Origin of the sequence: Mucilaginibacter sp. R-33 (assembly GCF_049949235.1) — a bacterium.
GTDB lineage: Bacteria > Bacteroidota > Bacteroidia > Sphingobacteriales > Sphingobacteriaceae > Mucilaginibacter.
In genome coordinates, this window is the sequence record NZ_CP188089.1 from 3494313 (window position 1) to 3519914 (window position 25602).

Consider the following 25602-nt stretch of genomic DNA (forward strand, 5'->3'; position numbering starts at 1 on the left):
TTAAAAATTATTGATGAAAATCCCGAAATCGCCGGTAGCTGCTGATTTGAACAGCAGCGCCTGCCATACATTGTTCAGGGCTATGTATTTGTCAACCTCGGCCCGGTTAAGGGTATAAAGCGCCTGTGTAAAATCAACTATGTTTGATAGTCCATTTTTATACAGCGTATATTTTTGAATGTAAGCGTTATTAGCGGCCGAAACTTCAACCGGTACTTCGTTTACATTTTTAAGGGCATTGCCTATGCGTGTTTCGGCAAGGGTACGCTGTGCTTCCAGTTGCTTATCAACCAGTTCGTAGTCGTTTTTCAATTGCTCTGATGTGAACTTTTGTGATTGAACCTGGTAGTGGGTCCTGAAAACGCTGGTAAAGTTCCAAATCATGCCTATACCAAACAAGTAGTTATAACGGGTTGGATCAACACCTGCGCCGTAGCTGCCGGTGTAGCTATCCTGGTTGGTGCCATAGTCCGGCTTAAAGCCCGATCCCCTGCCCTGGTAAACACCAAAAAGGCTAAAGGTTGGCAAGGCGAAAGTGCGGAGATATTTAGCCTGCTGATCGCTCACATTCACCCTGTTTTGGTAGAATTTTAAAGTAGGGTGATCTGTAGTGGCAACAGCGCTCAAAGCTTCCAGGTTGTTTGGCTGTTTGGTAATAAAAGCGCTGTCCAGCTGAAACTCCTGCGCCTGAATACCCAGATAAATAGAAAGCTGATTGCTTTGATCCTGTACCGTTTGCTGCGAATTGGTAAGGGCAATCTTGGCGTTAGATACTTCGGCATTGGCCAGTGAAGAATCCACACCCGGATTTAAACCGTTCTTTACGCGGGCTACTACAACCTTTTGCAGGTCCATTGCACGGTTAAGGTTATCCTGCTGTGCCTTGGCAAGCTGCTGTGCTGCCAGTAAATTTAAATATGTGGCGGCAACACGTACCTGGTGCTGAAATTGCTCCTGTGCAAGATCAGTTTCATCCCGGGATACGATAGTTTTTTGTACGCCGATCCTTTGCTTCGATCTGCCGAAAGCGAAAAAGTCCCAGCTAACGTTGGTTAAATACAGAGCGCCAAATGCGGCGTTCCAGTTCTGTTTGGCCAAAGCTGGCCCCGATGAGGATACCGACAGACCGCGGTAACCATACGATGGTCCGTTTTGGCCGTTCACTGTTCCGTAGTCCTGCTGCGCGGAAAAATTTACATCCGGCAGATACTCCGTTTTTGTTTCTTTGAGGTATGCCTTAGAGGCGTTAAGCTGGTTTGCCTTCGACTTAATAGAAGCATAGTTAGCAAGAGCCATTTGTTCAGCATCCTTAATGGAAAGGACTTTTTGCTGGGCTTGTACGTGTAAGACATATGAAACACTCAAAAAAAACAGGAGTAATTTTTTTGAATTTGTGTTTAACATGAGGTGTATTTTATACACAGCAAATGTATATCTATATGATTCATGAAAAAAATGAATTAATTTTGTGTAAATCATTAGCAAAACTAATAATGAATATTGCATTACATCATTTCAGGTTAGTTGATACCATTTCAAAAGAGGGTTCGTTGACCAAAGCAGCAAGCGCTTTACACCTAACTCAATCGGCCCTGAGCCACCAGTTAAAAGAGCTGGAAAAGGAACTGGATATAGAGGTGTTCCATCGCCAGGGAAAGAAGCTTCAGCTTACCGAAGTGGGCTACCGTTTCCTACGAAGTTCGGAAAAAATATTGGCCGAAATACGCACCCTTGAAGAGGATATTAACAACTATAAAAATGGCAAAACCGGCAAGCTCAATATCAGCATGCAATGCTACACCGCATACCATTGGCTGCCCGGCGTAATTAAAGATTTCAAGAGCCAATGGCCTGATATTAACATAAATATAGTTTCGGATGCCAGTCGCAGGCCACTCGAATACCTCATGCGGGGCGACCTTGACCTGGGCATTGTTCGCACCCAAATGGTGAACACTCAGATAGTGTATGAACCCATTTTTGAAGACCGCCTGATATGTATTTTACCGGCCGATCATCCACTGGCAAAAAAGGCCGTTATCGACATCTGCGACTTCCAGGATCAGGAGCTGATCCTCGCCCTTTATGACCCCTCATACCAGGAAACTCCGGTCATCGAAACACTCATCCAGGAACAGCATGTAAAGCCCAAAACATTGAGCCGCATCCACTATACCGATGCCACTATTGAGATGGTAAATGCAGGCCTCGGAATAAGCGTTATGGCCGACTGGATTGTGAAGCCGTACCTGCCCGGTAAACACATTGTTACAAAACCTTTGCACCACAGTATTGCAAAACGCACGTGGTATGCCGCTACCTGTAAGGATACACCGGCAATTCAGAACTTTTTGAGCTGCCTTAAGAACCATTTCTGCAAAACTGAGTTATTGTGCAATGATGTTGAAGAGGTTGCTGCTTACCCCGAACTGCGTGCGATATAGTCTGCTGCTATTTTTAATATTATTAACGAACGGCCTTCATGCACAAGCTGTATTAAGGCCGTTTCCGCAACATTGCCGGTATACTGCCGGTACAATAAAACCCAATCACATCAATCAGCAACAGCTTGATAGACAGGTAACCTCTTTTTACGATCAATGGAAACACAGGTACATTAAACCCGGCTGCGATAAAAATCAATTTTATGTTTGGTTTGAAAAGCCAGGTAAAGAATGCGTATCCGAAGGACAAGGCTACGGCATGGTGATCACAGCGTTGATGGCCGGATATGATAAACAGGCAAAAAACATTTACGATGGTTTGTATAATTACTACAAATCCCATCCCGCTAAAACATCGCCCTATTTAATGGCCTGGGCCCAGCTAAAGAACTGTAAAAACCACGACCGGGATGCCGCCACCGACGGCGATATAGATATAGCATACTCCCTTCTGTTAGCAGATAAGCAATGGGGAAGCAAAGGCCATATCAATTACCTGCAGGAAGCCAGGATCGCGATGGCGGCAATTATGCACTATGAAATCAATTCTAAAACGTTTTCTGTTTTATTAAGCGATGGCAGCGACGGAGATAGCGAAGATTATTATGATATGCGCGCTTCTGATTTTATGCCTGCCAACTTCAAAGCATTTGAAAGCGCATCAAAAACCGGTAAATGGCAAAAAGCTATTGATAACAACTATCGCTTATTTAACTATCTGCAGAAAACCTATAGCCCAGACGCTGGCCTGGTGCCCGATTTTATTAGACGCATAAATACAAAAGCGCGGCCCGCTCAACCCAACTATATGGAATCAAAGTATGACGGTTATTATAACTACAATGCTTGTAGGGTACCGTGGCGCATAGCTACCGATTATTTATTATATGGCGATAAACGCGCTAAAGGCTTTGTTAGTCCAATAAATCAATGGATCAGGCAAACTACTGATGGCAATCCGGATAATATTTCGGCAGGATATACGCTTGAAGGTAATGATATTAAAGGCAGATACTTCGAAGCTTTAAGTTTTATAGCGCCATTTACGGTATCGGCCATGGTTGACAAAAGTAATCAGCAGTGGCTTAATAAAGTCTGGGATTATCTAATAGCCTTTAAACTGAAGGATTATGATTATTACGATAATACTATCAAAATGTTGGATATGATTATTGTGAGTGGAAATTACTGGAAGGGACAATAGCATCTACAATCATGTCATTGACATTTTTTTATTTATAGTCCAACAACATCTCCGCAGCCCTCAACCCACTCGTCAAAGCCGCCTCAACAGTTCCCATTGCCGTTCCTTCATACAGATACTCGCCTGCAAAAAATAAGGTATCGCCAATAGGATGGCTCAGGATCTTTCGTGCTTCGGCTGTTTCTATGGTATCATAGCTATATGAACCTCTCGAAAACGGATCGACAGTCCAGTTGATTACATTCCAGGTAAGGAGTTTTTCTTTCAGTTTCGCGATATCTATCTTAAAAATATTGGAGATGGAGCCGAGTGCTTCTATCAAAACATCCTCGTCGCTGGTATTTATACGGGCGGCAGCAGGTGGTCCACCAAGCCACCCGGTAAGCAGCGGGCGATGTACCGGCATTTGGGTCCACCAAACGGGGATTGCTTTATTTGAAAATAGAAAGCCCATATCTTCGAGATCGGCACCGGTCATTTGCCGGGTTTCCTCACTGTACCAAAATGCTTCGTCAAACTCAAGCAGCACCTTGATCACCGCGCCAAAACCAAGCGATTTTAATGCCTTAATATAATAATCAACCGGTGGGTCAAAACTTAGTGTTCCTTTCAATCCGGCTTCAGCCTGTAAAATTCCAAGCGGTACAGCAATCAATAATTGCTGGGCCTGATAGGTTATCCCTATATCTGTACTTACCGTAACATGGTGTTTTCCCCAGTCAATATCTTTTGTTACCGCATTTAGGTAGATATGCCCACCTGCCTGTTTAAATTCATTTGCAAGGTAGCTGATCAACATGCAATAACCACCTTCTACACGGTATTGTGCATCCTCATGCTCATTTTGCCACTCTTTACGGATTGAAAAGGCGCTGGCTTTTTTGGGATCGGCGTTATCATATCCCGATACATAGCCCCGCACCGATTCCCGGAGCCCTCCATATCGTTCGCCCGAAAACTCCTGCTGCATGAATGCTTCAATGCTCATATCATGCTTCAGTTTCATGATGCTTTCCATAAATTCGTCCCAATGCTCAATAACGTGCCCTTCGGCTATAAACTTTCCATCCTCATATTTCCACATAGAGGCGGAGGCCGGAGTGTATTTAATGCCGGCTTCATTAAGCAAGCTTTGGGTTATGGGTAAATCGCCATGAATAAATTCGGCGCCTAGTTCTGCCGGCTCCAGGGAGGTGCCATGTTCCAGCGTATGAATGCGGCCGCCAAGCCGGTTGCGTCCTTCAAGCAGAACAACATTTTTACCTGCTTTGGCAAGCGTACGCGCGGCCATCAAACCCGCGGCTCCCCCTCCTATGATAATTACATCTGTATTTTCCATATGTAAAATGCGTTGAGCAAGATAAGCAGATTTTCAAAACAGAACCTGTATGGCAAGTCATTCTTAAACAAAATTTAACTTAAAAAAAGCTAAAAGCTGAATGCACAAAGCTTAAAGCTAACGGTTTTGTTATTAATGTTATAGCAACAAAGGCGCGAAGCCGCTAAGAAAAAACTTTGCGTCTTCGCGCCTTTGCGAGCATATTAAGTTTAAAAAATTTTAGGGCAATGTTATCACCTGCTTATCCAGATTCCAGCCTTCAAGTAATACGGTTGATTTTACCGCGCCTAATTTGGCTACCGGGGCACTTACCAATACTATAATACTTTCATGTGGCGCCAGGCTAAAGTAATTACCGGTCCAGTAACTTGGCATTACCTCCTCGCCGTTTTTCATCAATTGCGGGCGAACAAAGAATGCCAGTTGATTGGAGTTATTGGTAAACTTCATAGTCCACTTATTTTCGCTTACCCCTTTTTCGGATTTGATCACTTTTCCCTGCACCTGTGCATGTTTCATATAGTTCAATGACGTAAAGTCATCAGTGGCCGATAGCCAGTAAACATTATGTGATACGGTTTTACCTGCCGCATTAGTCAGGTTCAACACTACAAAACTTACGCCTTTGGTAGCGGCAAGTGCATCTTTGAGCTGAATCACTTCCTTAACGCCAGTTTGCGCCAATCCTACATTGCCAACCTTTTCTGATTTAATCAGTTTACTGTTGATATCATAAATATCGGCTGTAGCAGTTAAGCTTCCGGTGGCATGGTGTGTACGGTTGATGATTGCTATTGATGAATTATCATAATTATACTGGATGTGGATAGGTTCACAGGCAATTTGCATGGTATAGTAGCCTGCATTGGGTTCCAAATACCAATCGTAAATTTGCCATATAACACTCGGCAACGCTGCGTTCAATTTCCAGAGCATTACGCCACCGGTTTCGTTCAGTTTATGACCATCGGCTTCAAAAATACCCTGGTAACCTACAGCGTTCATGAGCTGCATCTTGTCCGAGAAATTAACAATGCTGCTTGGTTTACCGTACCTTTTAGCCATTTCTTCATAATATTTATCATACTTACCTGCTCCGGTAGCTGCATCATGGTAACCCCATGAATTATTAAGCGGAAATGGCAAGTTGGTATCCCAAACCAAATTAGGGATGATCTTCGGCAGAGTTGTATATGGTGGTTGTGACGGCAGGCCGGTTTCGTCTTTAAACACCCAATCCTTAGCATCATCGGCCAGCTTATAATAGTCTTTAGGATCCTTCCACTCGTACGGGCCCCCGCTGTAAACACCCGATGGCATCTCATCAGGCCACGAGCCCTTCCAGCCGGCAGGCAGTTTGGCAAAACCCGATGAACTTGGAATGAACGGACGCGTACCATCTAAAGTGATGATATCATTACGCATTACATCATATAGCTCTTTACGGGCATGGCCTTCGTTCCCTCCTGTCCATACCAATAAACTCGGATGGTTACGGATGCGGTAGATGGTACTTTCTACGTTTTTGATGAATACGTTACCTGCCAGCGGCCAATCAGGCGAACCTTTAAATTCGCCCTGGGTATCGCCGGTGATCCAAAAATCCGACCATACCATCTGCCCGTATTTATCGGCAGCATTCCAGAAAGCGTCCGGCTCAGTAACGCCACCGCCCCAAATACGTACCAGGTTAACATTAGCATTGCGGCACAGGTGCATCTCATAATCATAACGGGCCGAATCGCGGTTCACCATCATATCCGGTACCCAGGCGCCACCTACCAAATGCACTTCCTTCCCATTAACATAAAACTTACGGCGTACAAAACCATTGGCTGTAGTTTCGGCTTTTGAGGCCACCTTGCGGATGCCAAATACAAAAGTGGTATCGTCACTTACAGTATTCCCTTCAGCGTACTGCATACGGATCCGGTATAAGTTTGCTTTACCATAACCGTTAGGCCACCATAATTTAGGCTGATGGATTATCAGCTGGCTAATCTTATCGGCATTTAAGTCGACCGCTTTTTCGGCACCGGCTGGTACAACCACAGACTGGCTAAACTGAACGGGTACGCCTGCAAAATTTTCGGGCTTTATACTGATGGTGAGTTTACCACCACGCGTTGCAGTTGTATTGTTTGTTAATGTCAGGTTTAATGAAAGCTTTGCTATGCCGGTATCGGGCAGGTTTGGCAGATCAGTAACCAGTTTTGGCCTGCTAATAGTCACGGCACCGCTTGTACGCAGAAAAACCGGCTGCCAGATCCCCATATTACGGTCGCGCACGGGCGGGATCCAATCCCATCCTGATGAGCAAAGCATAGTTACGTTTTTGCCGATATCACCCGTTGGGCCCCCATTTTCATAAAACGGACCGAGGGCTTTCAACTGCTCCTTTGCAGGATATCCCGGATAATCAAGCGGATAAATTTTTACGGCAAGCGCATTTTCAGCACCAGCTTTAACTATATTGCTTACATCAAGGTTATGTTCAGCAAACATACCAGCCATCTGGGTACTGTCGGCAATTTGCTTGCCGTTAAGCCATACAGCTGCCCGGTAGTTGATACCTTTAAAGATCAATTGGAAACGACGGCCTTTATCTGCGGCAGGCACTTTAAAAGTAGTGCGGTACCAGTATGGTTTTTTCCAGGGATTAGGGTCATTGGGTAAATGACTGTATTGTTCCAGGTTATATTCTTTATTAAACTGATCGGAGGCATCAGGGATCAGCATATTATTAAGGCCCTGGTATGGGTCTGGATAAATGTGATTGGCCACCAGTCCGGTGAGTACTGTAGATGGTACTTTTACAGGAAACCAGTATACCGGCGAGTGGTATTGTGTATTGGAAAGTTCAGTGCCTGGTGCACTTACCAAAGCCGATGATTGCAGATCGAAATTGCTTAATTTAACTTGTTTTACAACTCCTGATTGTGCCGAAACACTGGCGGGCAAAACACAGGCTGCCATAACACTTAAAGCAGAGCGGATACTTTTGTTCATTTAGTATATCAATAAATAAGTATGGTAAAACTACTTAACATACAACCAGATACAGCGGTACTTATTTATCAATTTATTGTACAAATGATACGTTTTGGGGCTTTAGTAATCAATTTACCAGTTTCTTATCAAGACAACCTCTGTCCTTGTTAAAACGGTTAATGAAACCCTACTTCTTGATTGTTTTATTCTGCAGTACAATAATTGGCTCGTACATATCCCAGTTGGGTTTATAATCCTTTTGGTTCATCAGGCCCTGCGCCCCTACCGAAAAATTGCCCAAAACCAGATCAGTATCGCCATCGCCATCAATATCACCGGCTTCCATCGAAATCCAACGACCTAATAAATTAACGGGAACCTCGTGTACTTTAAACTTTCCCGGACTAACCTGCTCGTGATAGGTAAAACCTTCGGTAGGATGATATTTATAATCAGGAAAGAAAGCTATTACAGCAAGATCAAGATCTCCATCCTTATCAAAATCGGCGGCTATTGCTTTGGAGCAGCCGTTGATATGGTAAAAGTAGGTTTGTATAAATTTCCAGTTGCCTTGATTGGTAAATATATAAACTCCATGATAGGGCTTAAATATAGGCGAGTAATCATTGTTATCGCCGCAGGTATATACAATGTCGAGTTTGCCGTCATTGTTAACATCCACCAACTGGAAGCTGCTTGACCCATATACAGATGGAAAACGTATGATATTTTGGGTAGTAAATCCTCCCTTTTTATCGTTCAGAAACAGCCAGATCCCTTCATCGGCCTGGGCAAACAGGCAGGCAATATCAGGCCAGCCATCGCCGTTAAAATCGCCGGTATAAACTATTTCAGGACCAGGAACTGCACGGATGATCTTTCTTTTGAATGTATGATTAGTTTGTTGCTGTAATAGGAACAAACCACCCCGGTCGCGGCCAAAACCGCAACTAACATAATCTATCAGGCCATCTTTGTTAAAGTCGGCCGTCCCACTTTTAACCGGGCGTGGCAGACTATCAGCCATTAGGGTGGTATCTTTTGATTTCTTGTCGAGATTAATATGTGTTAAGGTTCCTTTGAGTTGATCATTAGGCGGAAGTATCCCGATGCAGGTAACTACGGCGCTGTTAGGTTCGGTTGCCGATTGATAAAAGGTAGCATCGGTTATTGGCGAATGGAATTTTTTGACCAGGGTAGCTGTAAGATCACTACTCCAGCGGTAAAGCTTATTGCCGGCATCTCCTGTATAAAAGTGCTTATCAACTTCATTAAACTTAACCATGGTGGTCATGGCCTCCCCAGATGTAGTATCAACATTAGCAGGCCTTTTCACCGAAAATATAGCCGAATCGAGCAGGGCATCCGGTTTAGGAATTTTTAGTTTTTTGGGCGAGGCGTACCTATAGTAAACAACAATCTTTGTCCAATCGGCAAGAGAGAGCGCGGCCCCTGGACCGGCTATATACTGGTCCATAAAAGGGCGCATGCCAAGTTTTGCTCCCATGGCTGGTAATATGTGCTTGTCCCAGGTGGCACTATCCAGTAAAGAAGCATCGGGCGGTTCATGACAGCTGCCGCAATGTTTGAACGCCGTTTTTTTGGCGTCGGCCAAAAGCTGTTCGTCGCTCGGTTCATTATCGCCGCAACTATTCAATGCGGCAATAACAACAGCTGCGAATATTATAGTCAGCAACAATACGTTTCGTTTTATTATGCTCACCCCTCCTGCTTTCCTCATACAGTTCGGTATCGCTTTACTTTTTGGTGTGATTTTCAAGCATTATCAATGGCAGGTGCTGGTCCCAATTAGGTTTAAAACCATCCTGGAACATAAAACCATCTGCATAATTACCTAATACAATGTCGGGTTTGCCGTCCTTATTCAAATCTGCAATTTCCATGCACATCCAGTGGCCAAGCTTTCTAATTGGCAAAGCGTGGGGCTTAAAGTCAAAAGGTTTGTCCTGTGCAAAATAAATAAACTCCTCGGCAGGCGTGTTTTTCATATCGGCAAAGAAAGCTATCGTAGCAATATCGATATCTCCATCACCGTCAAAATCGGTGGCAATGGCTTTAGTACAACCATTTATAGGGTAAAACCAGCGTTGTTTAAAGTTCCAGTCGCCCGTGTTGGTAAAAATGTATAAGCCGTGGTAAGGTTTCAGGATCCTCGAATCACGGTAGTTGTAGCCGCAGGTCAGTACCAGATCAAGTTTGCCGTCATGATCCATATCAACCAATTCAAAACTGCTTGAACCATAAACCGGCGGAAAATGCAGCAGGTTCCTGAGGGTAAATCCTCCTTTTTGATCATTCAACAACAACCAAAGGCCTTCATCGCCGCTTCCGGTTAACAGCATTACATCTGTCCAGCCATCGTTATTAAAATCGCCGGCTAAAGCTTGTGCAGCACCCGGCTTGTCATAAATGGTTTGTTGCTCATACGTATGATCCTTATTTTGCTTAAGCAGGTAAACACCTCCTTTAAACTTGCCTTGACCGCAAACTACCACATCCCGCAAACCGTCCTTGTTAAAATCGCCTGTTATTGTGCCAACAGGCCGGGGCAAATCAGATGCAATATAAGTTTGTTCGTTGTTAACATGCTGCGCATCAAGGTTTACTTTAACTACTTTACCATTCGGAAAATCAACTGGTGCCATACGCCCAATACAAGCGAAAAAGCCTATATTATTCCCGGCACTATCTTTGTCAAAACTAACCCCAACCGCGGCTGATGGAAATTTGGCGAGTGAGTCCATCTTTAAATTACTATCCCATGTATTCAATTTTTCATCCACCGCATCGGCACTGTACATACGTCCTGTGGCTGCGTTGGTAGCAAGCAGGGTAGTAAAAGCGGTATAACTTACCGGTGCAGGCTTTTTAAGCGTAAAGCCAGCCCAATCATTTATTAATGGAATGGGCTTTTTAGCCGGCAGCAAGGTGTCGGGTGCAGCTTTTTTATAATAATCTAAAATGGCTGTCCATTCGGCAATAGTGGCGCCGGTAGTATCAAGCGGATTATCCTTATAGTATGACGAACCGCCATAAGTTGAAATATGCAGCAGCGGGGCCATATTAACCAGCGTGTGGTTAAGCCAAACATCCTTAGGTAATGCATCAACAGGCACTAACGAGTGGCAGCGGGTACACTTTAATTGTACCAGGTTTTTACCATCAACTATCACATCGCCGGTAAATTTATAAGGTTGATATGCCGGTTTACGCTTGCAGCTATTGATGAGCGTTAAACCGGCTAATATTGCAGAAAATGAAAAAAGGTATGATATGGTTAATAAGCTTTTTTTTAAATTCATAAAATAGCTCAGCCCTTAATTTTTAAGTTTTAATTTTTTCCAAATGTATTCACCTACCTGTTTTCCTTGTACAGCGCCTTGATTAACGCTATTGAGGAAGTGGATGCCGCCGTAAAACCTGCTTATTGAAGTTTCGTCGGCAGCTTTCAAAAATGAGTCGAAATGACGCTGCATGCCTATGTAACGCAGATCGCTGGTATCCTGATAGGCAAAGTTATCGCCAAATAAATGCGTTAGCACAACTGCCGATGCACCGCTGATATCGCTGTGGCCGCTCGGATACTCAGGAAATGGTGGCGTTTGCAGCATTGGCAGCCAGTCGTGGTCAATTTTATCATTGATAATGGTTACCGGCCTAATGTAATTAGTTTCGTATTTAACCTGCCAGCCGCAAATAAAGGCATCAAATAAAGCTATTGAAGTGAGTGCATAGGCCTGGGCCGTTTTTATAACATCAGCATGGGTTTGTTTACAGGCAATTGCGGTTATACCAATCCAATGACCACCCGGGGTGATTTTTTTGTTGGCAAACATCATGTGGCCATTATGCTCAATAACAAAAGGATTATCGTCCCAAAACTTTGCAATAGTTTTTTGCTCGGGTGTAATGTTTTTGCTTTGGTTATACACTTCCATTGTTTGTCTAAAATACTCGCTGTTTTTATCCTCGCTAAAAGCTGGTGGCGGAGGTAAAGGGAACATGGTTGAGGTGTCAACGGCGAAAGTATGCATGGTACCCCAGCAAAACTCCACACCATCCAGGTAATCGGGAGGAGTGGGATGCCAGTTACCGGGATTATCATTGCCTAAAAATCTTGGCTTGCCGCGGGTTTGGGGATAATTATCAACCGCTGCCCTTTTTAAAATGTACTTACCAATTTTTTCGCCAAACGCCATTGAGCGGGCATAGGTCGAGTCATCGAGGTTATCTTTATACATGGCATAAACCTTAGCCTCGTATTTTTTGAGCGAATCGATAGAGAAGGTAACCTTATGAGCTACCGCAAAAAATGCCGATGTAGCCGCAAGGGTGTAATTATATTTTACCCCCTCCTTTGGTTCAGGCGGCTTGCCAAAGCCACGCAGCTGGGCTGTTATTGAATTATAGCCGGGATTTCCATAACGAAGTGCCTCATAGGCTGCCAGTGTAGTATATCCATAAATACGACTCGACACAGGGGGGCTGAATACGTCATAAATAATAACCTGCGTAAGCTGGTCAACATTGTTATGGATAACATCGGCATCCTTAATCAGCGGGATCTTTTTAGGCTTACCTCCGCAACTTAATATAAAGGAACAAACTGCAGCGGCTATAAATATCTTAAAGCATCTCATTTATAATAGTTTAATTAATTGGTATATTACGTTGATGACCATAGCTGTCAGTTACAGTTATCGACGCCATGTTATCATCAATATTAATGAATCTGCCCGACTGCGACAAGAAAGAATTACCATTATAAAACTCCTGTTTAGCAGTTTTACCATTTTTGTATTTTATGGTTGCAAATGCATCAAGCGGCTGCAGATTATAGGTTTTAACTGGCCGTTTCAGTTCAAACAATTTCATACTGTCACGATTTTGAGTAGCTGCCAACAGGTAGTTACCACGGGCTCCTTTAAGCTTCACCAAAGCCTTGCCATCGCCCGGAATATAAATACCGCTTTGCATAATGCTGAGCGGTTTAAAGCCACCTTTGCCATCTCCCTTTAGCAATAAACCATTAAAAGCATCATAACGGCCGGTTGCAACCTCAGTGCCGTAGTCATTGCCGTTCAGTGCAGCATCAAGGTTACCATCTCCATCAAAATCATCAACAGTAATACCACATAATTCAGACATTTGTGCTTCAACCGGTAGCGGAATGGCCGTAAACTTCCCTCCGCCGTCATTACGTAAATAAACCGACTGCAGATAGTTCACTTTTAAGCGGATAGCTCCCTCACGCATTTTTGGCGTTATCACCGAATCCATTGTGGCCGTAGCAAATGACCGATAATTTTGGAACCTGGTACGCATACTGATCATTTGTTTCACAATGTCGTCGCGCCCGAAAGCCGGAAATTCCTGCAATTGGCCCTGCTGATCTTTCAGGAAAACAGAAGGGAAAGCGTCATAGCTGCCATTCTTGTCAAAATCTTTGGCAGTAATATAAATCGGGTATTCATCGGTTGCTTTATAAAAAGTATTGAGGCCGGTATTACCTACAATGTAATCTGTATCGCCATCGTGGTCAAAATCGCCTGAGGCAATTGTATTCCACCAACCAAGCTTATTTTCAACGCCGGTGCTTTGCGTTACATTTTTGTATATGCCATGATCGTTTCTAAGGAATGTGATCGGCATCCATTCGCCGGTAAGAATCAGGTCGGGCCATCCGTCATTATTAAAATCGGTAAAGGTGGCGTCGCAAACCAGGCCTATGTTGTTCAGTTCTTTTGCCGATGATGCGGATACGTCGGTAAATTTGATAACGCCGTTCTTGCTATCGTTACGCAAAATAAAACTTGAAACCGGCTTAGGATAGTTCCAGGGATCCACACGACCGGATATAAACAAGTCCATTTTGCCGTCGCGGTTTACGTCAGCTGCTTTTACACACAGTTTGCTTGTAAAGTTTTTAGGCAAGGCATCGGGCTGTATTTTGAAGTTGCCTTTACCATCGTTAACATAAAGCCTGTCCTGGTAATTTGATGAACCGGGCTCACTTTCATAACCGCCGCTGGCAACGTACAAATCAAGGTAGCCATCGCCGTCGGCATCAAAAAGCAACATGCCTTCGTCTTTCACTCTTACAGGCGATATCATATGTGCCATATCGTTGGGATTTCCAACCGGGATGATAGTTTTAGATTGAGGCACTAAATCGCGCTGAATAAATTTTCCGCTGGCTTGCTGCAATAATAACTGAGCCGGATATTTTGTAGTGCCGCCTACCACCATATCATCAATGCCGTTACCATCTACATCGCCAACCGCTATGGCCGGCGTATATTCCGACAGTTTATGCGGAAGTAGTTTCTGAACATTAAAATCGATATAATCCTGATCATTATGTTTATAGGTTATACCCGCTGATTGAGTGACCTCTTTGAACAATGCGGTATTGTCAACAGAGGGCTGTTTATTGGTATAATCAAGCTTTGCATCGGCAATTTTGACCTGGAGTGTTTGATTAGTTTTAACATGGGTAAGCACCTGTTTTTTACCGTTATCCCATCGGATCACTACCGAATCGAGTTGAGATATGTTACCCAAGCCAAAGTGGGCGATATCCTGTATAGTTGATAAATAGCCACGGTAAGGTGTATTTTCATAATATTGATGTTTGCCGTGATCGTAATAAATATCGGCAAAAGCACCAAGGCCGTTTAGGTTTTTAGGCCTGCCATGAAATTGTATGTGTAAGTAGTTACTACTGTTTATTGCATTTTTACGGGAGGTGTTTTTATAGATAAATGCCTCGTCATTGATATTGTTAATAATCATATCCATGGTGCCGTCGTTGTCCAGATCGGCATAGGCACAGCCATTTGAAAATGAGGGAGCGCTAAGTCCCCAGCTTTGGGTTACATCCTCAAATTGCACTCCGTTGGTGTTACGGAAAGCATAGTTAGGTATTTTCACAATCGGGATTTGGTCAAGCACCTGTTGGGTTGACGCTACCGAATAGGCCATTTGCCTGAAAGTTATAAAATCATGATCGGTTACATCGCGCGGATAGCCATTGGTTATTACAATATCGCGATACCCGTCATTATCAAAATCGGTTATCATGGGTCCCCAGCTCCAGTCTGTTTGTCCAACACCACTTAAAAAAGCCACATCGCTAAATGAGGGATCACCAATGGAATCATTGCCGGCAACTCGCGGGCCGTTGTTTAATTGTAAAGTATTACGGGTGTATTGATATTGATATTGATACCTGTCGAAATTTTGAAATATCTGGTAATTATTAGGCGGCATGAACATCTTTTTACGGTAGTTATCCTCAGGGTTCATATCAACCTCAAAAACATCGGCAAGACCATCGTTGTTCACATCCTCAATATCCTGCCCCATAGAGCTGAAGGCGGTGTGCTTAAAATACTCCTTCACTTTATCGGTAAAAGTGCCGTCGCCATTATTAATGTATAAAATGTTATCAGTTAAAAAATCGTTGGTTACGTAAATGTCTTTCCAGCCATCGCGGTTAATATCAACAATGGTAGCGGCATGGCCATAGCCTTCAGTGCCTACACCTGCCTGTTTTGATACATTGGTATAAACCGGATGTTTCAGCGCCTGGTCCCAGTCGCAGCGGTAAAGCTGCCCGGTACTGCGGTGACTTCCATTGGTAATTATCGGCCTGAAAGTACTTTGATTATCACCGGCAACAGCCTCATTAACGGTGAGGTACATATCCAGGTCGCCATCGTTATCATAATCAAAAAACGATGCCATAGTTGAGTGAAGTTTTACATTAAGGCCATACGCTTTAGCCATTTCTTTAAAGCGCGGTACGCCGTCCTTACCTATTCCCTGGTTAACATAAAGCAGGTTAGTGCGTTTAACCGAATCATCAAGCAAAGTATAGCACACATAAAGATCCATAAGGCCATCGTTGTTAATATCAACAATAGCCACTCCCCTGCCCCATCCGCCACTGCCCTTTACACCGGCTACGTCGGTAACGTCATCAAATTTCATATCGCCCTTGTTAAGGTATAGCTTATTTGATGTAGTATTGGCAACAAAGTAGATATCCTGCAGGCCATCATTATTAAAATCGCCTATGCCCACACCGCCGCCATTGTATAGATTAAGTTTGGTAAGCGGGTTTATGGCATCATTTTCAACAATTTTATTATTGAAGGTAATACCAGAGTGCGAAGAAGGAACCTGTTCAAAAAGTGTGGCTTTTTTACAGGCACTAAGTAAAACGGCAATCAGGCATATAAGGGGAAGGGTGTACTTCATTATTGGTTAGTAAACTATAAAAAAAGGTGGAGATAATTATCTCCACCTAAAGTTAAATATTTAAAATCAATGGTTAATTAATAACCAGGGTTTTGTTTCAATTTTGAAGCTCCTGTTGAACCAGAAAGGTCGATCTCACTTTGAGGTATAGCGTAATATTCGTTTTTACCTTTAGTAAAGTGAGCACCGTTCAGCTGTGAGTTAACGTTAATATCATATGCGAAGAAAGCGTTGATTTCATCAGCCATGCTACCTGTACCCTGATCCCAGCGTTGTAAATCGAAGAAACGCTGACCTTCCATCGCCAATTCAAGTTTACGCTCAAAATGAATAGCAGTACGGGCGTAATTTTTATCGGCAAATTTACCTGCTGGATATGGTTTAACTAAATAATTATCAGCAGGGGTTGTTTTTGAGGTATACTCAGATTTTGATGGGTCGTAAGTTGAGTTTTTATATACCCACCAGATAGGGTTTGCAGCGCGATTACGAACCATATTAACATACTCCAGTGCTTTATCAGTACTACCTACTTCAACTTCGGCTTCGGCCGCCATTAAAAGTACGTCGCTCCAGCGCATTAAGTTAATGTTGTTTGAGGTAACCTCATTGGCTGCCCAGTAGTTTTCAGTACTTGAATTAGTACCTTTTTCGGCAGATGAATAAACGTTTTTACGTGGATTGAAAACACCATCTGTAGGGTCACGAATCCAGCTTGCCGGAGGATTGCCCCAGTCAAGGTAAGGAATGTTAGGACGACCCATGGTGATATCAATACGAGGATCTAAAGTGCCAGTGTACGGATCAGTTTTACCGCTTACTTTTTTACCCGAATTGAAAGCGGTAAACAATGGTAAGCCGTCACCATCTGTTTTAAATGAGTTACCTAATGATTGTGATGGGTTGAAGAAACCGCAGCAAGCACCAGGCCCACTGTTGTAAGGGAAGTTCAACTCATCGCCGGTGTTACCGTTGTTACCGCCTGAGTTATCATTAACTGATGATTGTGCAGCAAATACCGATTCTACGCTGTTTTTTTGACCAGCCTGAGGGCTAAAGTTCTTCTGCATGTTATCGTTCAATGCAAAGTGGTCGCCGCTTGGTTTGGTACCATTAGGTATCAGGTTATCATATAACGCTTTAGCTTCGGCAAATTTGTGTTGAAACATTTTTGCTTTGGCGAGATATGCCATAGCTATCCATTTGTTCGCGCGGCCTTTTTGTGATTGAAGGGCAGGAATATTGTCAATACCAGCCTGTAAATCGGCTTCAATGTTCGGCCAGATATCCTTATCATTTGGCTGATTAGCATCCGTTTGGGTTTCGTCGATGTAAGGGATCATATTATACATCTTCTTCAACTCCATGTAATAATATCCCCTTAAAAATCGTGCTTCGCCAGTTATGCGTTTCACGTCATCGGCCGAGATATCTTTAGCTAAGGGTAATGTACGCAAAACGTCATTAGCCCGGCTTACGCCGTTAAAACAAAGCTTGTATTTATCTCTGATGTATGGATTCGAGGTAGAATAAGTAAAATTACCTACCGGCAAGATATCGTTACCACCATCCGATGGTTCTGAACCTTTATAAGCATCACCAGCGGTAACACTACCAAACAACCAGTTTGACCCTGCAGCATTTATGCCGCCGCCGTTACCACCCACACCGTCCAACAGTGAATAAGTACCAATAAGCAAGCTCTCAACACCGGTTTTGTTGGCAACGATATTCGGACTTAAGCTTTGCAGGATGGGCCTGTTAAGCATATCCTTGCGGCACGCGTACACCAGGCATACCAACAGCGATGCTATTGGTATGATCAGTTTTATTTGAATTTTTTTCATAACTTTTATATTAAAAATTTCTCAATATTAGAAAGAGGCGTTAACACCAATGTTATATATCTTCTGCCCGGCAGGGTAGTTACCAAAGTCGATACCAAAGCTGGTATTGTTATTTAGGTTTGATGGCTGCAACTCAGGATCTAAACCAGTGTACTTTGTAATAGTGAACAAGTTGTTAGCCAACAAATAAAACCTTAATCTTTTAATACCTAAAGCCTTGATTTGTGAATTTGGAACGGTATAACCTAATGTTAATGATTTCAACCTAACATAGGTACCGCTTTCAATGTACCATGAGTTTGGATCACCTGTGTTATCAGCGTTAGCTGTACGGGTTAATACAGGGATAGTTGCTTGGCTGTTATCAGCACCTGGTTTCCAAACTTTAGGGCCTAATATATCGGCACTTACGTTACCGGTAAATACTTGTGGGAAATAAGTCCAGTATTTAATGTAATTAAAGATCTTGCCACCAAATGAACCATAAAGAAAGGCATTCAGATCGAAGTTTTTGTAACTAACGTTAAGTGTAAAGCCACCTGTAAATTTGGGGTTAGGGTTACCTATAAATGTTTTGTCATCAGAGGAGATCTTTCCATCACCGTTAACGTCGGCATATTTAAATAAACCTGGCCTTGCGTTAACATCGGTTGGCGAAGCAGCTATATCAGCAGCATCACGGTATAAGCCGATAACTTTATATCCGTAAAATTCGCCCACAGGCTGACCTGGCTGTAACCTTACAAAGTTTTGGATACGAGTTGAGCCATCGCTGTTACGATCCTGGTATTTAAGGCCATTCAAATCAGTAACTGTGTTTGAATAATTACTTACGTTTAAGCTCAAATCATACTTCCAGTCACTGCCCGCACTACCATGATAAGTGGCTACAACTTCAAAACCTTTGTTTTTAATGTTGCCACCATTAACAAATGGCAGCCGTTCAACAGCAAGCGGAGCAAGTGCTATTCCGGGAGCGGTTGATTGGAATAATAAACCGGTAACTGATTTCTGGAAATAATCAAAACTAAGGTCAAGTTTATTATTAAGTAAAGTAGCATCAAAACCGATGTTTTTAGTCACGTCAGTTTCCCATGTGGTAGCTAGGTTACCTGTTTGTACACGATATAAACCCGTTAAAGTTGAATTACCGGTACCGGTAATATCATAGTTGGCGTTACCGTTTGACTGCGCATACAAGCTGTACGCATTACTTAAGCGGGTTTCAACACCTGCAAGTGAACCAAGACGACCATAGCTTGCGCGGATTTTCATGTCATTGAGCCAACTAATATCTTTCATAAATGACTCTTTTGAGATCCTCCAACCTGCGGTTATTGCAGGGAAGGTACCCCATTGATGACCTGGTGAAAAATATGAAGAACCATCACGACGCACTGTTGCACCTAAAATATACTTATCGTTGAACTGGTAATCTAATCTTGCGAAATATGAAAGCAGACTGGAATCAAAAAGCTGGTCAACAGCTGTACTTGGAGGGTTAGCTCCGTTGGCTACCGTTACGTAATTAGGATCAAACGAGACATTATAATTACCACCGCCTGCGCGAATCCCCCTTTTATAGGTAGTAACAGCCTCAGAACCAAGCAATAAATTAACACTATGTTTACCGAACTGCTGTTTATAGTTTAAGGTATTAGTCCAGGTGTACTGGCTGTTGTAACCGGCAACTTCGGTAAAGCCGTTGGTTGAGGTGTTACCTTCAGAATTTTCATAAGCCGGCTTTGTGAAGAAATAGTAGTAATAATTATCCACAGAACCACCAAACTGAGTACGCACGGTGAAATGTTTCAGGAAGTCAACTTCAGCAAAAAGGTTACCTGTAATATCCCAGTTGTTATTTCTGTTATCTTTTGAACGTTCCTGAATCGCAACCGGGTTACTTGCGTTACCTAAACTTCCTGACCTTGTACCAGCAAAGTTACCCATGATATCATATACAGGAATAATAGGCGGCTCCCTGTAGATGTGTGATATGGCGTTACCTTCGTTTTGGTTGTTGCTTACGTTAGGATTGCGTTTGTAAAATATATAAGCGTTCTCGCCTACGCGGATGTGTGGGCCTAATACAAAATTAGTATTAATTCTGGCTGCATACCTTTTAAAATAGGTGTCAATTAGTGTACCTTGTTGATTAAGGTAGCTTATTGACATCAAATAGGTAGATTTATCATTGCCACCGCTTGCTGTAATATTATGGCTTTGTATTGGGGCCGGTTTAAACACCTCATGAAACCAATCGGTCCCCTGTTTGTTTGCACGCGTAATTTGATTATCAGGTAAGGTAGCAGGGTGAAGGCTGTAAGTTGAGGGATCTGTATTAGGATCACCTACTTTGGCACCAGCCGGTGTTATATAATCTGGAATTGTCCAGGTGCCGGTTTTGCCGGGGTCGTATTGTGGGTTACCACCAGCCAAGGGGCTGGTACCATCAGGGTTAGGACTGTTTTTGTATGATTGATAAATGGCCTCAACGTAGGTTTTGGTATCGGCGAGTTTAAAACCATCTTTTAATGGCCTTTGTGTACCATAGTAAGCATCATAAGAAATGGTCGCAGCACCGCTTTTTCCTTTTTTGGTTGTTACTACCACAACACCGTTTGAACCACGTACACCGTAAATTGATGCCTGGCCGTCTTTCAATACCTGAATCGACTCGATATCATTAGGGTTGATATCGTTTAATGAGCCCTGAACACCGTCGATCATTATAAGTGGAGCGGTACTAAAAATAGAGCCTACACCACGTACGTTTACTGTAGTATTAGCACCAGGGTTACCTGAGTTTACTACAGTTACACCAGCGGCAGTACCCTGAAGTAAGCTGGCTGTGTTTGACGCAGGTACTGTTTTCATGGTTGCAACGTTAACCACCGATACCGAGCCGGTGATATCTTTTTTACGCTGAGCAGTATAACCGGTTACTACCACCTCATTCAGTGTACTACTACCTGATTGTAGTGTGACCCGAAGGTTTACATCGGTACCTACTTTAACCTCGGTGCTTTGATAACCGATGTAAGATACTACCAGGGTATTGCCCGGGCTTAGGGTTAAGGTGAATTCACCGTTAACATCAGTTACAGTACCGGTACTTGTACCTTTGACGCGTATAGAAGCGCCAACAACAGGTAATTTATCGTCGGAGCCGATAACTTTACCTTTGTATTTTGTTTGTGCTGTAACTACCAATGAAGATACCAGGCAGCATAGCAGCAAACCCAAGTACCTTCCTTTTAGGAGTAAACTTTTAAACATGAGATTGAGATTTAGTTGATTAATATATTTGATTTAAGCTTTTAAGTCGGTAATTGGTGGGTTATGTTTTAAAATGGAAAATTGCACACTTGCGGACAACCGGTTTTAACATGGCAGTTGTGAGATGAGCCCTGTTAAACAGATTAATTGAAGATGAAGTGTTGGAAAGTAAAAAATGTAAAAGTTTTATCATATGAACTTCTCTCGTAATTTTTTTAAACTTTTTTATCCGTGTAGTCACCTTTTTTATGCTTCCGCAACTGAAGCATCATTAAAGTTGAAATGTTATAATAATATTAGATTTTGAACGATTTCTGCCTTAACAGAAATTTATATTGGCTATGGAACTAATGTAATTAGTGTGTACTGTATACACAAGTAAAAAAAGCAGATTTACAAATTAATTATCTATAGGCATATTTATCCGTTAAAATTACAAATTGAGAACTTTTTATTGATACATTATTAACACATGACCTCCTTTTTTAAAAATATCGTATTGTAAAAGTGTTGCTATTATTCTGCAACAAGTCCAAAAACGTTGTTGAAACAATAAATATTAACGCAATCGAGCTGTTATCTTAAATATTTTGCCCCTGGTTTAATATGCCGGGCCTCCTTGTCATAATTTACCAAAGTGTTAAAATATCATCATGTTTTGCATATACTGTCATACCAACATTTATTATTAATTAATCAATAATAAATGTTGAATATACATTTGCACCAGCGATACTTTTTAAACAATAAATGTTTATATAACATTTATTACAATCGATTTCACCTCAAAAAACACAGCATTTTACCCGCTTTTTTCAAAACAAAACAGCACCGGCAAATCTACTTACCGGTGCTGTTAAGATATTTTTGCATATCCAAAAATATCTTTTCTTTTTTAACCAAGTGCTAAAAATGTATTATACCTCAAATGGTTTTATTTAGCCCACCAAACCGATGCATTATGCGTATTGGCCGAGCTTGTTCCTATTTGCACAATAAACTCGCCCGGCTCCCAGTCATACTTAAGCTGACTGTTATAAAATTTCAATTGTTCGGGAGTAATATTAAAAGTCACCTGTTTTGACCCGCCCGCCTGGAGGCTTATTTTTTGATAGCCTTTAAGCTCTTTCACCGAGCGGCTGATGCTTGCCACAGGGTCACTTATATATAACTGAACCACTTCTTCGCCGGCATACTTACCAGTATTGGTTACAGTGACAGTAGCTGTTAAAGTTTCATTGCCTTTTAATTTATTCTTACTTACACTAACAGCACTGTAACTAAAATTGGTATAGCTTAGGCCATAACCAAACGGATAAAGAGGATCGTTCGAAATATCAAGATAATTTGACCTGAATTTTGATGGGCCACCGCCGTATGGCCTGCCAGTGTTTTTGTGGTTATAATATATAGGTATCTGCCCTACGCTACGCGGAAATGTAGCCGTTAATTTACCGGCCGGGTTGTAATCGCCAAACAATACATCGGCAATGGCGTTACCGGCCTCAGTGCCGGGTGCCCAAACGTCAAGTATTGCATTAGCATGCTTATCTTCCCAGGTTAAGGTAAGCGGACGGCCGTTAAACAACACGATCACCATTGGTTTGCCCAATTTTGAAAGTTCTTTCAGCATATTTTTCTGGCTTTCGGGAATATCTATATCCGAACGGCTTGACGATTCACCCGACATACTTTGCGATTCACCAACAACGGCCACAATTACATCCGATTTTTTAGCAGCGTCAACTGCTTCTTTCAATAATTCGTCAGCCGGCTTAGCATCCAAAGAAACCATTCCGGGACCAAAGTTCAGCCTTTTAATAAACAAACTGTCTTCGGTTATATTGGCACCTTTAGCATAGTTAATGGCAACATTGTTACCCACAACATTTTTAATACCTTCCATTACGCTTACCGATTTTTGCCACTCGCCGGCAATAACCCATGTACCCAGCATATCGCGGTGATTATCGGCCAATGGGCCTACCAATGCGATACTACCGCCTTTTTTTAGCGGAAGCGTTTGATTATCATTTTTTAATAATACGAAGGAATGTTTAGTAATCTCTCTTGCAGCTGCGCGGTTCGCAACTGATAGCTCTTCTTTAGCTTCTTTACCGGCATCCATCGATTTGTAAGGGTTATCAAACAAACCTAATTTGTACTTAGCTTCCAATACACGCTGGCAGGCCTGATCAATTTCCTGCTGGGTTATTTTCTTTTGCGTAAGCGATTTCTTCAGGGTTTTCAGAAAACCCTCTCCTACCATATCCATATCTAAACCTGCTTTCAGCGCAAGGGCAGATACCGTTTGCAAATCGCCAAGGCCGTGATCTGTCACTTCGTTTACAGCGGTATAATCAGATACTACGAAACCTTTAAAACCCCATTGTTTTCTTAATAAATCTGTTAACAACCATTGATTAACAGTTGCAGGTACACCATCAACAGTATTGAATGAGCTCATGAAACTGCCTGCACCTGCATCAACCGCTGCTTTATACGGCGGCAGGTAATCCTGGTACATTTTAATGCGGCTCATATCAACTGTATTATATTCACGGCCGGCTTCTGCGCCACCGTAAAGTGCAAAGTGCTTAACGCAGGCCATCACGGCATCAGCATCTTTCATGCTGCTGCCCTGGTAACCCTGCACCATAGCTTTTGCCACCTGCGAACCATACCAGGGATCTTCTCCCGAACCTTCAGAAATACGGCCCCAGCGCGGGTCGCGGGCAATATCAACCATTGGCGAAAACACCCAGTTTAAACCTTCTCCGGTTGCTTCTTTAGCTGCAATTTGTGCCGACTGTTTGATCAAGCCCATATCCCAGGTTGCCGACATGCCCAACGGAATAGGAAAAATAGTGCGGTGGCCATGGATTACATCCAAACCAAAAATAAGCGGAATATGCAGTCTTGAGTTTTTAACGGCTATATCCTGGATCTGGCGGGTTTGTGCTGTACCCCAAACACCAAACACTCCACCAATTGATCCATTTTTTATATTTTCTTCAACCCCTTTATTTACTACCGATCCTGTTGTTGCCGCTCCGATGGTTACCAGGTTTAACTGCCCAATTTTTTCATCGAGTGTCATTTTACTCATCAGGCCTTTAACATAGGCATTCATTTTTGCATCTTCGGTTTTGCTTTGGGCCAATACCTTATTATAAGGCATCAACGCCAGGCAAAGTGGCGTAATGGCTATAACAAGCCGACTTGAAAAATACTTTTTCATTTTTTAATTTATGTGGATAGTAAATAATTGGTTAACAAATATGACTAATAATCAGAGCATTTCATTGCGCCTTTAAATATTTTTGACAATTTTAAAAACAGGATGCTACGGCATTTATCATAGTGTATTAAGTACACAATTGTAAATATTATAATTAAAAAATCAAACTTTATTTGTACAATAGCACAAATGTTAAGTAAACAGCAACTTATTGAGTACAGCGAGGATGCCCGCAAAAATTACGTAAACCACATTTCTATTGATTGTGTTGTATTTGGATTTCATGAGGGGCAAATGAAAGTGCTGCTATTAAAAACCCATGACGAAGAGAAGTGGTATTTGCCCGGCGGTTTTGTACTTAAGGAAGAACCGATAGACAATGCCGCTGTAAGGATACTACAGGAACGTACCAGTTTAGATAAAATATTTTTACAGCAGTTTCGTGTATTTGGTGATCCCGACCGTTCAAAGGTCCATAACGATATGTATGCCGATATGCTGCCAAAAGAACAAAACTGGTTTTCTGGCCGGTTTATATCTATTGGCTATTACGCGCTGGTCGACTTTTTTGGCGTTATACCCCACCCCGATCAGTTTTCGGAGCTTTGTGCCTGGCGCGACCTGGATGACATGCCCGAGATGCAGCTTGACCATGAAAATATTTATAAAAGCGCTTTGGATGCCTTGCGACTGCAGCTTAACTATCAACCCATAGGTTACAACCTGATGCCGAGAGAATTTACCATGCCCGAGCTGCAAAAATTGTATGAAGCAATTTTAGGTAAAAAGTTGGACAGGCGTAACTTTCAACGCCGGATTTTAGCTTTTGGCATCCTTAACCGATCTGAAGAGCCGCGTAAAGGCGGTGCGCATAAGGCGCCGTACCTGTATTCGTTCGATATAAAAAATTACCAACACGCCTTAACCGAAGGATTTAAAGGCGGTTGGTAATTGCCGCTAAAAGGGCTATG

The 25602-nt window shown here is 42.6% G+C and carries 13 protein-coding genes; 3 read left to right on the forward strand and 10 right to left on the reverse strand.

Annotated elements, in window-relative coordinates:
* Positions 1–1404, reverse strand: a complete 1404-nt coding sequence (locus tag ACP26M_RS14650; protein ID WP_426580926.1) for a TolC family protein — start codon at positions 1402–1404, stop codon at positions 1–3.
* 89 nt (positions 1405–1493) lie between these two features.
* Here ACP26M_RS14650 and ACP26M_RS14655 point away from each other — a divergent pair, with 89 nt between their 5' ends.
* Positions 1494–2444: a LysR family transcriptional regulator gene (locus ACP26M_RS14655; RefSeq protein WP_176844368.1), complete on the forward strand. Its 951-nt coding sequence runs from the start codon at positions 1494–1496 to the stop codon at positions 2442–2444.
* On the forward strand, positions 2398–3648 hold the full coding sequence (locus tag ACP26M_RS14660; protein ID WP_426580929.1) for a glycosyl hydrolase family 8: 1251 nt from the start codon (positions 2398–2400) through the stop codon (positions 3646–3648). The genes ACP26M_RS14655 and ACP26M_RS14660 overlap by 47 nt, the downstream gene beginning before the upstream one ends.
* Before the next feature lie 28 nt (positions 3649–3676).
* Here the strand turns inward: ACP26M_RS14660 and ACP26M_RS14665 are convergent, their stop codons facing one another.
* The 9 genes from ACP26M_RS14665 to bglX form a co-directional block, all read right to left on the reverse strand.
* Complete coding sequence (locus ACP26M_RS14665) at positions 3677–4996, reverse strand: flavin monoamine oxidase family protein (protein WP_426589730.1); 1320 nt, start codon at positions 4994–4996, stop codon at positions 3677–3679.
* Positions 4997–5206: 210 nt separating this feature from the next.
* On the reverse strand, positions 5207–7996 hold the full coding sequence (locus tag ACP26M_RS14670) for a glycoside hydrolase family 2 protein (RefSeq protein WP_426580931.1): 2790 nt from the start codon (positions 7994–7996) through the stop codon (positions 5207–5209).
* Positions 7997–8165: 169 nt separating this feature from the next.
* Positions 8166–9719 carry an FG-GAP repeat domain-containing protein gene (locus ACP26M_RS14675; protein WP_426580933.1) on the reverse strand — a complete coding sequence of 518 codons (1554 nt, stop codon included), beginning with the start codon at positions 9717–9719 and terminating at the stop codon, positions 8166–8168.
* A gap of 16 nt (positions 9720–9735) precedes the next feature.
* A complete protein-coding gene (locus ACP26M_RS14680) occupies positions 9736–11301 on the reverse strand; it encodes an FG-GAP repeat domain-containing protein (RefSeq protein ID WP_426580935.1) in 1566 nt (521 codons plus the stop codon).
* A 15-nt stretch (positions 11302–11316) separates the two neighbouring features.
* Entirely contained in the window at positions 11317–12639 is a 1323-nt protein-coding gene (locus ACP26M_RS14685; protein ID WP_426580937.1) for a vanadium-dependent haloperoxidase, read from the reverse strand.
* A 10-nt stretch (positions 12640–12649) separates the two neighbouring features.
* Positions 12650–16264 carry a VCBS repeat-containing protein gene (locus ACP26M_RS14690; RefSeq protein ID WP_426580939.1) on the reverse strand — a complete coding sequence of 1205 codons (3615 nt, stop codon included), beginning with the start codon at positions 16262–16264 and terminating at the stop codon, positions 12650–12652.
* A gap of 77 nt (positions 16265–16341) precedes the next feature.
* A complete protein-coding gene (locus ACP26M_RS14695) occupies positions 16342–18111 on the reverse strand; it encodes a RagB/SusD family nutrient uptake outer membrane protein (protein ID WP_426580941.1) in 1770 nt (589 codons plus the stop codon).
* A 27-nt stretch (positions 18112–18138) separates the two neighbouring features.
* Complete coding sequence (locus ACP26M_RS14700; protein WP_426580943.1) at positions 18139–21390, reverse strand: SusC/RagA family TonB-linked outer membrane protein; 3252 nt, start codon at positions 21388–21390, stop codon at positions 18139–18141.
* 934 nt (positions 21391–22324) lie between these two features.
* A complete protein-coding gene (bglX, locus tag ACP26M_RS14705) occupies positions 22325–24631 on the reverse strand; it encodes a beta-glucosidase BglX (RefSeq protein WP_426580945.1) in 2307 nt (768 codons plus the stop codon).
* 189 nt (positions 24632–24820) lie between these two features.
* Between bglX and ACP26M_RS14710 the strand changes: the two genes are divergently transcribed.
* Positions 24821–25582, forward strand: a complete 762-nt coding sequence (locus ACP26M_RS14710) for an NUDIX hydrolase (protein WP_426580947.1) — start codon at positions 24821–24823, stop codon at positions 25580–25582.
* The last annotated feature ends 20 nt before the right edge of the window (positions 25583–25602 follow it).